24 protein-coding genes are annotated in these 13,905 nt (G+C 41.6%); all 24 read right to left on the reverse strand.

Features of this window, described 5'->3' with window-relative positions; all coding sequences use genetic code 11:
* Positions 1-2: 2 nt before the first annotated feature.
* Positions 3-1,259, reverse strand: coding sequence for a preprotein translocase subunit SecY (gene secY / locus I6758_RS09625; RefSeq protein ID WP_196605051.1), 1,257 nt, complete (start codon positions 1,257-1,259; stop codon positions 3-5).
* A gap of 1 nt (position 1,260) precedes the next feature.
* Positions 1,261-1,701 carry a 50S ribosomal protein L15 gene (gene rplO / locus I6758_RS09630; RefSeq protein ID WP_196605052.1) on the reverse strand — a complete coding sequence of 147 codons (441 nt, stop codon included), beginning with the start codon at positions 1,699-1,701 and terminating at the stop codon, positions 1,261-1,263.
* Positions 1,702-1,725: 24 nt separating this feature from the next.
* A complete protein-coding gene (gene rpmD, locus I6758_RS09635) occupies positions 1,726-1,911 on the reverse strand; it encodes a 50S ribosomal protein L30 (RefSeq protein WP_196605053.1) in 186 nt (61 codons plus the stop codon).
* Positions 1,912-1,924: 13 nt separating this feature from the next.
* Positions 1,925-2,425, reverse strand: a complete 501-nt coding sequence (gene rpsE / locus I6758_RS09640; RefSeq protein WP_196605054.1) for a 30S ribosomal protein S5 — start codon at positions 2,423-2,425, stop codon at positions 1,925-1,927.
* A 23-nt stretch (positions 2,426-2,448) separates the two neighbouring features.
* Positions 2,449-2,808 carry a 50S ribosomal protein L18 gene (gene rplR, locus I6758_RS09645; RefSeq protein ID WP_196605055.1) on the reverse strand — a complete coding sequence of 120 codons (360 nt, stop codon included), beginning with the start codon at positions 2,806-2,808 and terminating at the stop codon, positions 2,449-2,451.
* A 27-nt stretch (positions 2,809-2,835) separates the two neighbouring features.
* Entirely contained in the window at positions 2,836-3,387 is a 552-nt protein-coding gene (gene rplF / locus I6758_RS09650) for a 50S ribosomal protein L6 (protein WP_196605056.1), read from the reverse strand.
* A gap of 24 nt (positions 3,388-3,411) precedes the next feature.
* Positions 3,412-3,810 (reverse strand): 30S ribosomal protein S8, encoded by a 399-nt coding sequence (gene rpsH / locus I6758_RS09655; protein ID WP_196605057.1) that lies wholly within the window; start codon positions 3,808-3,810, stop codon positions 3,412-3,414.
* A gap of 29 nt (positions 3,811-3,839) precedes the next feature.
* Positions 3,840-4,025, reverse strand: coding sequence for a type Z 30S ribosomal protein S14 (locus tag I6758_RS09660; protein WP_132548308.1), 186 nt, complete (start codon positions 4,023-4,025; stop codon positions 3,840-3,842).
* A 19-nt stretch (positions 4,026-4,044) separates the two neighbouring features.
* Complete coding sequence (rplE, locus tag I6758_RS09665; protein ID WP_196605058.1) at positions 4,045-4,584, reverse strand: 50S ribosomal protein L5; 540 nt, start codon at positions 4,582-4,584, stop codon at positions 4,045-4,047.
* Between the two features lie 21 nt (positions 4,585-4,605).
* Positions 4,606-4,938, reverse strand: a complete 333-nt coding sequence (rplX, locus tag I6758_RS09670) for a 50S ribosomal protein L24 (protein ID WP_196605059.1) — start codon at positions 4,936-4,938, stop codon at positions 4,606-4,608.
* Between the two features lie 18 nt (positions 4,939-4,956).
* Complete coding sequence (gene rplN / locus I6758_RS09675; protein WP_196605060.1) at positions 4,957-5,325, reverse strand: 50S ribosomal protein L14; 369 nt, start codon at positions 5,323-5,325, stop codon at positions 4,957-4,959.
* Positions 5,326-5,367: 42 nt separating this feature from the next.
* Positions 5,368-5,625, reverse strand: a complete 258-nt coding sequence (gene rpsQ, locus I6758_RS09680) for a 30S ribosomal protein S17 (protein WP_196605061.1) — start codon at positions 5,623-5,625, stop codon at positions 5,368-5,370.
* 35 nt (positions 5,626-5,660) lie between these two features.
* Positions 5,661-5,861, reverse strand: a complete 201-nt coding sequence (gene rpmC / locus I6758_RS09685) for a 50S ribosomal protein L29 (protein WP_196605062.1) — start codon at positions 5,859-5,861, stop codon at positions 5,661-5,663.
* Positions 5,851-6,291, reverse strand: coding sequence for a 50S ribosomal protein L16 (gene rplP, locus I6758_RS09690; protein ID WP_196605063.1), 441 nt, complete (start codon positions 6,289-6,291; stop codon positions 5,851-5,853). The genes rpmC and rplP overlap by 11 nt, the downstream gene beginning before the upstream one ends.
* Positions 6,291-6,962, reverse strand: a complete 672-nt coding sequence (rpsC, locus tag I6758_RS09695) for a 30S ribosomal protein S3 (RefSeq protein ID WP_196605064.1) — start codon at positions 6,960-6,962, stop codon at positions 6,291-6,293. The genes rplP and rpsC overlap by 1 nt, the downstream gene beginning before the upstream one ends.
* A gap of 15 nt (positions 6,963-6,977) precedes the next feature.
* A complete protein-coding gene (rplV, locus tag I6758_RS09700; RefSeq protein WP_196605065.1) occupies positions 6,978-7,310 on the reverse strand; it encodes a 50S ribosomal protein L22 in 333 nt (110 codons plus the stop codon).
* 21 nt (positions 7,311-7,331) lie between these two features.
* Positions 7,332-7,613 carry a 30S ribosomal protein S19 gene (gene rpsS / locus I6758_RS09705; RefSeq protein ID WP_196605066.1) on the reverse strand — a complete coding sequence of 94 codons (282 nt, stop codon included), beginning with the start codon at positions 7,611-7,613 and terminating at the stop codon, positions 7,332-7,334.
* Between the two features lie 54 nt (positions 7,614-7,667).
* Entirely contained in the window at positions 7,668-8,507 is an 840-nt protein-coding gene (gene rplB / locus I6758_RS09710) for a 50S ribosomal protein L2 (RefSeq protein ID WP_196605067.1), read from the reverse strand.
* Positions 8,508-8,531: 24 nt separating this feature from the next.
* On the reverse strand, positions 8,532-8,813 hold the full coding sequence (gene rplW, locus I6758_RS09715) for a 50S ribosomal protein L23 (RefSeq protein ID WP_196605068.1): 282 nt from the start codon (positions 8,811-8,813) through the stop codon (positions 8,532-8,534).
* The gene (gene rplD, locus I6758_RS09720) at positions 8,813-9,436 is read right to left on the reverse strand and encodes a 50S ribosomal protein L4 (RefSeq protein ID WP_196605069.1); all 624 of its coding nucleotides are present in this window, start codon (positions 9,434-9,436) and stop codon (positions 8,813-8,815) included. The genes rplW and rplD overlap by 1 nt, the downstream gene beginning before the upstream one ends.
* 24 nt (positions 9,437-9,460) lie before the next feature.
* Positions 9,461-10,105, reverse strand: a complete 645-nt coding sequence (gene rplC, locus I6758_RS09725) for a 50S ribosomal protein L3 (protein WP_196605070.1) — start codon at positions 10,103-10,105, stop codon at positions 9,461-9,463.
* 15 nt (positions 10,106-10,120) lie between these two features.
* Positions 10,121-10,432 carry a 30S ribosomal protein S10 gene (rpsJ, locus tag I6758_RS09730; RefSeq protein WP_132548336.1) on the reverse strand — a complete coding sequence of 104 codons (312 nt, stop codon included), beginning with the start codon at positions 10,430-10,432 and terminating at the stop codon, positions 10,121-10,123.
* A 166-nt stretch (positions 10,433-10,598) separates the two neighbouring features.
* The gene (tuf, locus tag I6758_RS09735) at positions 10,599-11,786 is read right to left on the reverse strand and encodes an elongation factor Tu (protein WP_196605071.1); all 1,188 of its coding nucleotides are present in this window, start codon (positions 11,784-11,786) and stop codon (positions 10,599-10,601) included.
* Positions 11,787-11,803: 17 nt separating this feature from the next.
* Complete coding sequence (gene fusA, locus I6758_RS09740) at positions 11,804-13,882, reverse strand: elongation factor G (protein WP_196605072.1); 2,079 nt, start codon at positions 13,880-13,882, stop codon at positions 11,804-11,806.
* Between the last annotated feature and the right edge of the window lie 23 nt (positions 13,883-13,905).

The following is a 13,905-nucleotide window of genomic DNA, read 5'->3' on the forward strand; positions in this document are numbered from 1 at the left end:
CCTTATTTCATGAATCCTTCATAATGGCGCATGACCACCATGGATTCTATCTGCTTCATAGTATCAAGGGCTACCCCTACAACAATGAGCAGTGCCGTTCCGCCAAAATATACACCTTGAATATGTGTTGCATTAGCAATAAGCATCGGAAAAATAGCAATCAATGCTAAAAATACCGCACCAGCCAGCGTTATCCTTGTCATTATCCGATCAAGATAATCCGCTGTATCCTGTCCTGGTCTTATACCAGGAACAAATCCGCCATATTTCTTAAGATTATCAGCTAAATCAGGTATTTTTAGTGTAACAGCTGTATAAAAATAAGTAAAGAAAATTATCAGCAAGGTATATGTTATTGTATGCGTGAGTGTTCCCCATTGAAAATAAGAAGCAACGGTTTTCACCCATCCCACACTTACAAACTGTCCTATAGTTGCAGGAAACATCAGCAGAGACGAAGCAAAAATGATCGGAATAACTCCTGCCTGATTTACCTTAAGAGGTATATGAGACGAATGCCCGCCATAAGTTTTATTTCCAACGACCCGTTTAGTGTAAGATATAGGCACTCTGCGCTGTCCCTGTTGAATCGCTATAACGAAAACGACCATAGCCAATGCTATAAACAAAAACAAAAACAGATTGAAATAGTTTATTGTTCCTGCCTGCAAATACTGGTACATAGTGCCCAGAGAATGAGGCAGTGCCGCTACAATGCCGGCAAATATTATCAGAGAAATCCCATTTCCTATACCATTGGCTGTTATCTGTTCACCAACCCACATTAAAAAAACAGTTCCTGCTGTTAATGTGATAGCGATAATCAATATGGATGCAGGATTTGGATTTATTATAGCAGCCCGTAAGCCGATGGACATGCCAATAGCCTGTAAAAACGCAAGGACAACCGTTAAATAACGGGTGACCTTAGTCGTTTTTTTATGACCTTCCGCACCTTCTTTAGACCATTCTTCCAAGGTAGGAACTACTACAGCTAAAAGCTGCATTATGATGGAAGCGTTGATATAAGGAGTGATACTCATTGCAAATATGGAAAACTTACTTAAAGCACCACCGGAAAATAAATCCATCAATCCGAATAAATTACCACTATTAAAAAGATGTTCGAGTGCGTCGGGATTGACTCCCGGAACAGGAATATGCGTTCCCAAACGAAACACTGCAAACATTATTAAGGTGAAGATGATTTTTTGCCTTAATTCAGGAATTTTAAATATGTTCCCAAGGGCTGAAATCAACTTAGATCACCTCAATTTGCCCGCCTGCTGCCTTGATCTTTTCTTCGGCAGATTTGGTGAATCCCTGTGCTCTTACAGTAATTTTTTTCGTTATTTCACCGTTGCCGAGAATACGAATACCATCATGCACATTTTTCAATATTCCGGATTCCACTAAAGCAACTGCATCAACCACACTGCCGTCTTCAAAACGTTCCAGCATGCAAACATTGACTTGTGCATATTCTTTAGCGAAGATATTTTTAAAGCCGCGTTTCGGTAATCTGCGGTACAATGGCATCTGACCGCCTTCAAATCCGGGACGAACACCACCGCCGGAGCGAGAGTTCTGCCCTTTATGTCCGCGTCCAGAGGTTTTGCCTAATCCGGAGCCAAGACCGCGTCCGACACGGGTACGTGTTTTCTTAGATCCTGGAGCAGGAGCTAATTCATGTAAGTTCATAGTCACCTGGCACCTCCTTTTTCATTATGCATTTATTTCTTCTATTTTGATAAGATGTTCTATTTTATGAAGCATACCGCGGATAGCTGGATTATCATCTTTTTCTACCACGGAATTTATTTTTTTTAAGCCTAAAGCTTTAACTGTCGCGCGCTGATCCTGCGGATGACCGATAAGGCTGCGGGTAAGAGTAACTTTCAGTTTTGCCATTGAAACAACCTCCTTAACCCAAAAGTTCCTGAACAGTTTTGCCGCGCAGCTGCGCAACTGTTTCTGCTTTTTTAAGCTGATCCAAGCCGCAAATAGTAGCACGTACCATATTGTTAGGATTGGATGAACCGAGCGATTTTGTCAGGATATCGCCTATGCCGCACAGTTCCAATACCGCACGGGCAGGACCTCCGGCTATAACACCAGTACCTTTTGCTGCCGGTTTTAAAAGAACCTTGCCGGCGCCAAAAACACCTGTTATCTGATGCGGGATTGTCTTTTCTACTAATGATACTGTAATGATATTTTTCTTTGCATCTTCAATGCCTTTTCTGATTGCCTCTGGTACTTCGCTGGCTTTACCGAGTCCTGCACCAACATGACCGTTCTTATCACCGACGACAACCAAAGCACTGAAAGAAAAACGACGACCGCCTTTTACAACCTTGGCTACACGATTTATATAAACGACTTTTTCCTGTAATTCAAGCGCATTAGCATCTATTCTGGCCATCAATTAACCTCCTGTTCCATAAATTAGAATTTAAGTCCTGCTTCACGAGCTGCGTCAGCTAAAGCTGCTATACGACCATGATACACATATCCGCTGCGGTCAAACACAACTTCTGTGATTCCTTTAGCTACAGCAGATTTTGCAACTGCAGTGCCGACAGCTTTTGCTGCTTCGGCATTTCCGCCATAATTTTCAAAACCTTTATCTTTTGAACTTGCTGCTGCTATCGTAACACCATTCACATCATCAATAACCTGTGCATATATATTGCTGAGGCTGCGGAATACGTTCAAGCGAGGTCTTTCTGGCGTACCGGACACACGATTGCGTACACGTAAATGACGCTTTTGACGAGCCTTGTTCTTATCCTGCTTTTTAAACACGTCAATTGCTCCTTTCTCTTAAAAAAATCATTTGGCGCCCTTACCGCCGGCCTTGCCGACCTTACGGCGAATATGTTCATTTTCATATTTGATACCTTTGCCTTTATAAGGTTCGGGTTCTCTATAGCCGCGAATCTTGGCAGCAACTTCGCCAACAACTTCTTTATCGATTCCGGACACAATAATTCTATTAGGCGCCGGAGCAGTAAGTGTAATTCCTGTCGGTGGTTCAACCACAACAGGATGAGAAAATCCCAAAGAAAGATTGAGATTTTTCCCTTGTTGTGCAGCTCTGTAGCCTACACCATTGATTTCAAGATTTTTAGTGAATCCTTCAGTCACGCCCACAACCATGTTATTAACAAGACTGCGCGTAAGACCATGTAATGCTCTATGATTTTTATCGTCTGAAGGACGTTGTACAGTGACAACATTCCCTTCGACTATTACTTTTATATCTTTATGGCACGTACGAGACAATTCACCCTTCGGGCCTTTTACAATTACATGATTGTTATCATCAACCGTCACTGTAACCCCGCCTGGGATCTCGATAGGTGCTCTACCTATTCTTGACATTTGTACACCTCCCAGTTCCAAAAATTACCAAACGTAAGCTAATACTTCGCCGCCAACTCCTGTGCTGCGGGCTTTCTTATCACTCATAATACCCTTTGATGTAGATATTATTGCGATACCAAGTCCACCCAAAACGCGTGGCAGCTGATCTTTTTTAACATAAGCGCGAAGGCCGGGACGAGAAACACGTTTCAAACCGGTTATTACCTGTTCACTGTCAGGACCGTATTTCAATTTAATTGTAAGAACACCCTGCTTATTATCCTGCGTGAAGGTGTAATCTTTTATAAAACCTTCTTCTTTCAAAACATCAGCAATAGCTTTTTTGATATTAGAACCAGGGATTTCAACTTTTTCATGTAAAACAGAGTTTGCATTGCGCAAACGTGTAAGCATATCTGCAATCGGATCAGTCATTCCCATAAAATCGATATCCTCCTTTCTTTCTAACTTTACCAGCTGGCTTTCGTTACACCAGGAATTGCGCCTTTATAGCTTTGTTCTCTAAAGCAAATACGGCACATGTCAAATTTACGCATATAACCGTGCGGACGGCCACAAATTTTACATCTATTATATTGACGAACTTTATATTTTGGTTCTTTGCTCCACTTTTCAATCAGTGCCTTTTTGGCCATTAAAAATTTACCTCCCCTTTTATGCGCTGAACGGCATTCCCAAAAGGCGGAGAAGTTCCTTGGCCTCTTCGTCGGTTTTCGCCGTTGTTACAACAATAATATTCATACCACGAACTTTATCAATCTTATCATATTCAATTTCCGGAAAAATCAATTGTTCTTTGAGTCCCACGGAATAATTGCCACGACCATCAAAAGCCTTTCCACTGACACCGCGAAAATCACGTACACGCGGCAAGGCAATACTAACAAATTTATCTAAGAATTCATACATGCGGACACCGCGCAAGGTAACCTTACAGCCAATAGGCATGCCGACACGTAATTTCCATGCAGCCAAAGATTTCTTGGCTCTGGTAAGAATAGGTTTCTGCCCTGCAATGATAGTTAAATCTTCAACAGCAGAATCAAGTGCTTTGGAATTGCTGACAGCTTCACCGACACCCATGTTGATAACGATCTTTTCAACTTTCGGCAGCTGCATAACATTTTTATAGCCAAATTTTTCGGTCAAAGCCGGAATAACTTCTTTTACATACTTTTCCTGCAATCTATCCATCAATAATTCCTCCTTCCCTTATTATTTTGTCTGGTCTAAAAGTTCGCCGCATTTTTTGCATACACGAACCATTTTCCCATCGACTAATTTTTTAGCTACACGGGTCGGTTTGGAACATGCTGAACATACGATCATGACCTTGGATGCATGCATAGGTGCTTCCTTAGGAATAATACCGCCTTTAGGAACGTTCTGATTAGGTTTCGTATGACGTTTTACTTTGTTTATTCCTTCAACCACGACTTTATCTTTTTTCGGTAGAGCTTGCAGAACTTTGCCCTGTTTACCTTTGTCTTTACCGGATAATACTAAGACTGTATCATCCTTTTTTACTTTTAACTTATATTGCGACAATCTTGCACCTCCTCACCATTAAAGTACTTCTGGAGCCAACGAGATGATTTTCATGAAATCTTTGTCACGTAATTCTCTGGCTACTGGTCCAAAAATACGAGTTCCTCTAGGGGTTTTATCTTCTTTTATAACTACAGCTGCATTTTCATCAAAACGGATGTAAGACCCATCTTTTCTTCTAAGTCCTTTTTTAGAACGAACAACTACAGCTTTAATGACATCTCCTTTTTTAACCATACCACCAGGAGATGCGGATTTTACTGCGGCGACAATTACATCGCCGATATTGGCATATTTGCGATAGGAACCGCCTAAAACACGGATGCACATTATTTCCTTTGCCCCAGTGTTATCGCCAACATTAAGCATTGTCTGTTGTTGGATCAATTGGTTTACCTCCTTTATTAAAATCCTTCGGCTTTAATAAAATTATTTTGCTCGTTCAAGAATTTTAACGACTCTCCAGCGTTTATCCTTGGATAACGGGCGTGTTTCCATGAGAGAAACGGTATCGCCGATATGAGCATCACTATTTTCATCATGAGCTTTAAATTTAACCGTTTTTTTGATAGATTTCTTATAGAGAGAGTGCTGTTCAAGATCCTCAACAGCTACTACAACGGTTTTATCCATTTTATCGCTTACGACTTTACCGATTTTAGTCTTGCGTTCATTTCTTTCACTCATAAAAGAGCCTCCTTCCTTATGCATATCGTTCATCATCAAGCATTAGCCTTTAATTCCTGCTCACGCTGAATTGTTTTAATACGGGCAATGTTTTTTTTGATATCTTTAATACGCATAGGATTTTCAAGCTGACCTGTGGCAAGCTGGAATCTTAAATTAAAAAGCTCTTCTTTAAGCGAAGCAAGTTTTTGGTTAAGTTCACCGTCACTCATATCACGTATATCTTTAACCTTCATTTACTTCACCGCCCTCTTGCTGTTCTTCACGTTTTATAAACTTTGTCTTAATAGGTAACTTATGTCCTGCAAGACGCATAGCTTCTTTTGCAGTTTCTTCAGTTACCCCGCCCATTTCAAACATGATGCGGCCAGGTTTTACCACTGCTACCCAGTATTCTGGCGATCCCTTACCACTACCCATACGAGTTTCGGCAGGTTTTGCAGTTACCGGTTTATCAGGAAAAATCTTGATCCAGACTTGTCCGCCACGTTTAATATAACGTGTCATAGCAATACGGGCTGCTTCAATCTGGCGGTTGGTAATCCATGCGGATTCAAGTGCCTGAAGACCATATTCACCATGTGATACTTTATTACCGCGATGAGCTTTTCCTCTCATGTTACCGCGGAATTGTTTACGGAATTTTGTTCTCTTAGGTATTAACATTAAGCTTCGCTCCCTTCAGCTGCGACCTGAACAGGCTGCTTTTTTTCTGGAAGGATTTCGCCTTTAAATATCCATACTTTTACGCCGATACGACCGTATGTCGTATGTGCTTCAGCTGTCCCATAATCAATATCAGCTCTTAATGTATGAAGTGGAATACTGCCTTCACGATGAGATTCACTTCTAGCTATTTCAGCGCCGCCGAGACGTCCGCCTACAGTAACTTTTATGCCCTTTGCCCCCATACGAATGGTACGACCCACGGACTGTTTCATAGCACGACGGAATGCAATACGGCGTTCAAGCTGTGATGCAATATTTTCTGCCACAAGTGTCGCATCCATATCCGGCTGCTTAATTTCAGCAATATTTATATCTACATGCTTTGTGGTTAACTTTTTCAAACTGTTTTTGATCTGTTCGATTCCAGAACCGCCGCGACCAATTACCATACCGGGTTTTGCAGTATGAATTGTGAGCTTAAGGCGATTTTTAGAACGTTCAGTTTCAATTTTTGACACGCCGCTTTGTTTGAGACTGTTTTTGAGATATTCGCGAATCTTTATATCTTCATATAAATTTGCTGCGTAGTCTTTGTCGGCATACCATTTGGCATCCCATGTCTTAACGATGCCAATGCGCATCCCATGCGGATTAACTTTCTGACCCAAATCTATTCCCTCCTTTTATTTTTCTTTTACTACAACCGTAACATGCGACGTACGCTTCAAAATTTTGAATGCCTGCCCACGAGAGCGCGGATGAATGCGTTTGAGAGTAGGTCCCTGATCAACATATGCCTCAGCTACATAAAGAGCATCGACGTTCATATCAAAATTATTTTCAGCATTTGCCACAGCTGATTTCAATACTTTATTTACTACATCAGCGCCTGCCTTAGGCGTAAATTTCAAAACTGCAAAAGCTTCCGTCACGTTTTTGCCGCGAATCAGATCTATAACTACGCGAGCCTTGCGCGGAGCAATGCGAATATATTTTGCTGTTGCCTTAGCTTCCACCAAAGTTCCTCCTTTCGGCAATTATTTTAAAGCGGTTTTGCGTTCTTCGCCGGAATGACCTTTGAAAGTACGTGTAGGTGCAAATTCGCCCAGCTTATGTCCGACCATATCTTCAGTTATATATACAGGCACATGTTTGCGTCCGTCATGTACAGCAATTGTATGACCCACAAATGCAGGCAGAATAGTCGAGCTTCTTGACCATGTCTTTATAACTTTTTTTTCGTTGGCTGCATTCATCGCATCAATTTTTTTCACAACGCTCTGATGGACATAAGGTCCTTTTTTAATCGATCTTGACAAGATACATCCTCCTTTCAGCCAGCTGCGCAGCAATATATTTACTGCTGCAATTTATTATTTTTCGCGCTTACTTACGCGACGTTTAACAATAAATTTATCTGACGGTTTTTTACGGCGTGTCTTAGCGCCCATTGCGCATTTACCCCACTTGGTAACAGGATGCTTGCGTCCGACAGGACTTCTGCCTTCCCCGCCGCCATGTGGATGATCATTCGGGTTCATAGCTACACCACGGTTAGCCGGACGAATACCAAGCCAGCGTGAACGACCTGCCTTACCGATGGAGATATTTTCATGTTCAAGATTGCCTATCTGACCAATAGTCGCACGGCAATTAACGTGTACCTTGCGGATTTCACCCGAAGGCATGCGCAAAAGTGCATAACTGCCTTCTTTTGCCATAAGTTGAGCTGCGGTTCCTGCTGAACGAACAAGTTGTCCGCCTTTACCAATTTTTAATTCAATGTTATGGATCATTAAACCGACAGGAATATTAACTATAGGAAGTGCATTCCCGGGTTTAATATCTGCATCAGGACCAGATACAACTGTATCGCCGACCTTTAATCCATTTGGTGCCAGAATATACCGTTTTTCACCATCAGCATAATTGAGCAACGCAATGCGTGCACTGCGGTTAGGATCATATTCAATAGTTGCTACCCGAGCCGGAACTGTGTCCTTATTGCGTTTGAAATCAATTATACGATAAAGACGTTTGTGTCCGCCGCCCTGATGTCTTACAGTCAACCGGCCATGCATGTTACGACCGCCTGTCTTTTTTAATTCTTCTACCAAAGATTTTTCAGGTTTATCTGTTGTTATTTCCTCAAAAGAAGATACTGTCATAAATCTTCGTCCCGGGGAATATGGTTTGAATTTTTTTATTGCCACTTCATTTACCTCCTTTTCCTCAAGTTACGCTTCGAAGAATTCAATAGTTTCTCCGGCAGCGAGCTTAACGATAGCTTTTTTATAATCGGAACGCTTGCCGATATTACGGCCCATGCGTTTCATTTTACCGGTAACATTTATAGTATTTACATCCGCTACTTTTACTTTGAAAATTTCTTCTACCGCTTTACCGATTTCAATTTTATTAGCTCTCTTGTCAACTTTAAACACATATTTTCCCTGAGCCATTAAATCTGTGGATCTTTCAGTCACAAGCGGTTTAATAAGAATATCTCTTGCTTCCATTATGCCAATACCTCCTCAATACGGGTAACAGCATCTTTCGTTATGAAAAGCTTATTATGATTCAAGATATCATAAACATTCAATCCATTAGAATTTATTGCCTTTACACCCGGGATATTACGGGAAGATTTTTCCACATTTTCAGCAAAATCAGCAGTTATGAAAAGTGCCTTATTATCTACGCTGAAATCATTGAGCAATTTTACAACATCTTTTGTTTTAGGTACGGCAAAGTCAAGATTTTCCAGCACGACGAAATCGTTGCTGTTAACTTTATCTGTAAGTGCGCATTTAATTGCTAAACGGCGCTGTTTACGCGGCATAGAAAATGCATAGGAACGGGGATGCGGTCCAAAAATAGTACCACCGCCGACCCAAATAGGAGAGCGTGTGCTGCCGCTTCTTGCACGTCCCGTACCTTTTTGACGCCAAGGCTTGCGACCGCCGCCGCGTACAAAACCTCTTGTTTTAGTAGCGTGTGTTCCCAAACGCTGTGATGCAAGCTGCATAACAACAGCTTGATGTACCAGTCCTTCATTTATTTCAACACCGAATACATTTTCAGCAAGCTGAACGTCACCGACCTTTTGTCCGGTCATATTAAATACTTCTACTGTAGGCATATTACCTCTTTATCCTCCTTCCGATTATTTTTTATTTGGTTTAACAGTTTCTTTTATCATTACAAAGCTGTTTGTTGCGCCAGGGATAGCACCCTTTACGAGTAAAAGATTACGATCCTTATCAACACGCACAACACTTAAACGTTGAATGGTAACTTGATCTGCCCCCATGCGTCCCGGCAATTTTTTACCTTTCAAAACTCTTCCGCCATGACCACTGATCATAGCGCCTGTCGAACCCGGTTCACGATGAGATTTAGACCCATGTTTCATCGGACCGCAAGCAAAGTTATGACGCTTGATGCCGCCGGCAAAACCTTTACCCTTAGATGTACCAATAACATCCACCAGATCGCCTTCAGCAAATATATCAACACCGATTGCATCACCGACATTATATTCCGACGCATCAGCCAGTCGTATCTCACGAATAACTTTCACTGGAACCGTTCCAGCTTTTGAAAAATGACCGCGCATAGGTTTAGTTACTTTTTTTTCTTTTATTTCACCAAAACCGATTTGCACTGCATTGTAACCGTCATTTTCTACTGTTCTATTTTGAAGCACGACGTTTTTACCGGATTCAACCACTGTAACGGGTATTACTCCGCCTTCTTCGGTAAAAATCTGAGTCATGCCGAGTTTTTTACCTAAAATTGCTTTTGCCAATTTTGCCACCTCCTATTACAATTTAATTTCGATATCCACGCCAGCCGGTAAATCCAAACGCATTAAAGCATCAACTGTCTTAGATGTAGGTTCTAAAATATCAATAAGACGTTTATGTGTTCTCATTTCAAACTGTTCACGAGAATCTTTATTTACATGTGGAGATCTCAAAATTGTATAGATATTTTTTTCGGTAGGCAAGGGAATCGGACCGGAAACCATAGCACCGGTTCTTTTAGCTGTTTCAACTATTTTAACAGCACTCTGATCAAGTGCTTTGTGATCATAAGCCTTCAAACGAATACGTATTTTCTGTTGTTTAGACAAAATAATTCCTCCTTATCGCCCGGATTCTCTGATCCAGACATTTCTCTGTGTTAGTTACCTCGTCCAACAAAACGAGCAATCTAACACATCATCGCATTGGACAAAAAAAAGCCTTATATAAGGGCGGCGTTTCGCCGCCCTTATATAAATTTTATATTTTCTAAAATTACTTATCAATTTCAATTACACGGCCGGCACCAACTGTATGGCCGCCTTCACGAATAGCAAAACGCAAACCTTTTTCGATAGCGATCGGGGTTATAAGTTCAATATCCATTTCGATATTATCGCCAGGCATTACCATTTCTGTTCCTTCAGGTAATTTGACAACACCGGTAACATCAGTTGTACGGAAGTAAAACTGAGGACGGTAGTTTGAGAAGAACGGAGTATGCCTGCCGCCTTCATCTTTAGTCAATACATATACCTGAGCTTTGAATTTAGTATGCGGATGAATTGAACCAGGTTTAGCAAGAACCTGACCACGTTCGATCTCAGTACGATCAACACCGCGCAGAAGCGCACCGATGTTATCACCGGCAACAGCATTGTCCATGCTCTTGCGGAACATTTCTATACCGGTTACAGTTGTCGATTTTCTTTCATCAGAAAGACCAATAATTTCAATTACATCATTAAGTTTGATTTCACCACGTTCAACACGACCAGTAGCAACTGTGCCACGGCCTGTAATGGTGAATACATCTTCGACAGGCATCAGGAAAGGTTTATCGGTATCACGAACAGGTGTAGGGATATAATCATCTACAGCATCCATGAGTTCGAAAATCTTTTTTTCTGCTTCGGGATCGCCTTCGAGTGCTTTCAATGCAGAACCGGTAATAACAGGAATGTCATCGCCAGGAAAATCGTATGAAGAAAGGAGTTCACGAACTTCCATTTCAACGAGTTCCAAAAGCTCAGGATCATCAACCTGATCTGATTTATTAAGAAATACGACCATTGCAGGAACACCAACCTGACGAGCAAGCAGGATATGTTCACGAGTCTGAGGCATAGGGCCGTCAGCCGCGCTTACAACTAAAATAGCACCATCCATCTGTGCTGCACCAGTGATCATGTTTTTTACATAATCAGCATGGCCCGGGCAGTCAACATGTGCATAATGTCTTTTTTCAGTTTCATATTCAACATGTGCAGTATTAATTGTAATACCGCGTTCACGTTCTTCCGGAGCTTTGTCAATCATGCTGTAATCTTCAAATTGAGCAAGCCCTTTTGTAGAGAGAACCTTTGTGATAGCAGCTGTAAGAGTTGTTTTACCATGGTCAACATGACCGATAGTACCAATATTAACATGTGGTTTAGTTCTTTCAAACTTTTGTTTAGCCATTGTGAGTAATTCCTCCCTTATTCACCTTTGTTTTTTGAAACAACTGTATCTGATATATTTCTAGGAACTTCTTCATAATGAGATACTTCCATTGAATAGTTCCCACGACCCTGTGTTCTTGAGCGCAAATCCGTAGCATAACCAAACATTTCAGAAAGAGGCACCATACCGTTAATGACTTGTACGCCATTACGAGGTTCCATCCCTTCAATACGTCCGCGGCGAGAATTCAAATCGCCGATTACGTCACCCATATAATCTTCAGGGACGGTAACTTCGACTTTTACATATGGTTCTAAAAGCACTGGATCAGCCTTTTGGGCACCGCTCTTGAATGCCATGGAGCCGGCAATCTTAAATGCCATTTCCGATGAATCGACTTCATGATAAGAACCGTCATACACAACGGCTTTGATATCAACCATAGGATAACCGGCTACTACACCGTTTCCCATAGCTTCTTTCACGCCATTTTCAATTGGGTTGATATATTCTTTAGGAATAGATCCTCCCACAATTTTGCTTTCAAAAGAGAATCCAGCACCCGGTTCCTGAGGTATAAGTTCAAGCCAGCAATGACCATATTGACCTTTACCACCTGACTGACGGATAAACTTGCCTTCAGCTTTGACGTTTTTCTTTATAGTTTCGCGATAAGCAACCTGTGGCTTACCGACAGTACATTCTACTTTAAATTCACGAAGCATACGGTCTACAATTATTTCCAAATGAAGTTCACCCATTCCGGAAATAATCGTTTGTCCTGTTTCCTGATCAGTTGCCACACGGAAAGTAGGATCTTCTTCAGCCAATTTTTGAAGAGCTATACCCATCTTTTCCTGATCAGCCTTTGTTTTAGGTTCTACAGCGACTGAAATAACAGGATCCGGGAATTCCATAGATTCAAGAACAATCGGCTTCTTTTCATCGCAGAGTGTATCGCCCGTTGTCGTGTCTTTAAGGCCAACTGCAGCAGCAATATCTCCACTGTATACGACATCAAGTTCCTTGCGATGATTCGCATGCATCTGTAAAATACGTCCAATACGTTCTTTTTTATCTTTTGTCGAATTATACACATAGGATCCCGCAGACAGCGTACCAGAGTACACACGGAAAAATGCGAGTTTACCGACAAACGGATCAGCCATGATTTTGAATGCAAGTGCTGAGAAGGGTTCATCATCACTTGCTTCACGTACGCCTTCTTCTCCAGTATCAGGATCTGTTCCCTTTATAGCTGGGATATCCATAGGTGCAGGCATGAAAGCGATAACAGCATCAAGCATTGGTTGAATGCCTTTATTTTTGTAAGAAGAACCGCAAACTACCGGACAGATTTTACATTCAACGGTAGCCTTTCTGATTGCTCTTTTGATTTCATCTTCGGTAAGGTCTTCACCTTCAAGATACTTCATCATCAGCTCATCATCAGTTTCAGCTATAACATCAAGCATTTTCTGACGGTACTCTTCAGCCTTTTCCTTAACTTCATCAGGTATAGGACCGAATGTTTCCAGTCTGCCTTCTTTATCTTCATAAAGAATGGCTTCCATCTTTATAAGATCGACCATACCGCGAAAGTCCTCTTCTGCTCCGATAGGAATCTGGATAGGAACAGGATTGGCATGCAGACGATCAACCATCATCTGAATAACATTGTAAAAATCAGCACCAACGATATCCATTTTATTGACATAAACCATACGAGGTACATTGTAGCGTTCTGCCTGGCGCCAAACAGTTTCAGACTGCGGTTCAACACCGCTCTTTCCTGAAAGAACTGTTACTGCACCATCAAGCACCTTTAATGAACGTTCAACTTCCACTGTAAAGTCCACGTGACCGGGTGTATCTATAATGTTGATACGATGATCCTTCCAATGGCAGGTAGTAGCAGCTGAGGTAATTGTTATGCCTCTTTCCTGTTCCTGAGCCATCCAGTCCATGGTAGCTGCGCCATCATGAACTTCCCCAATCTTATGAACAATACCGGTGTAAAAAAGTATACGCTCGGTCGTAGTGGTTTTTCCGGCATCAATATGGGCAATAATACCGATGTTGCGAGTTTTTTCAAGTGAAAACTCTCTGGCCACTTACATCGCTCCTTGTTCTATAA

The organism is Pectinatus haikarae, assembly GCF_015732185.1.
In the GTDB taxonomy this organism is placed as follows: domain Bacteria; phylum Bacillota; class Negativicutes; order Selenomonadales; family Selenomonadaceae; genus Pectinatus; species Pectinatus haikarae.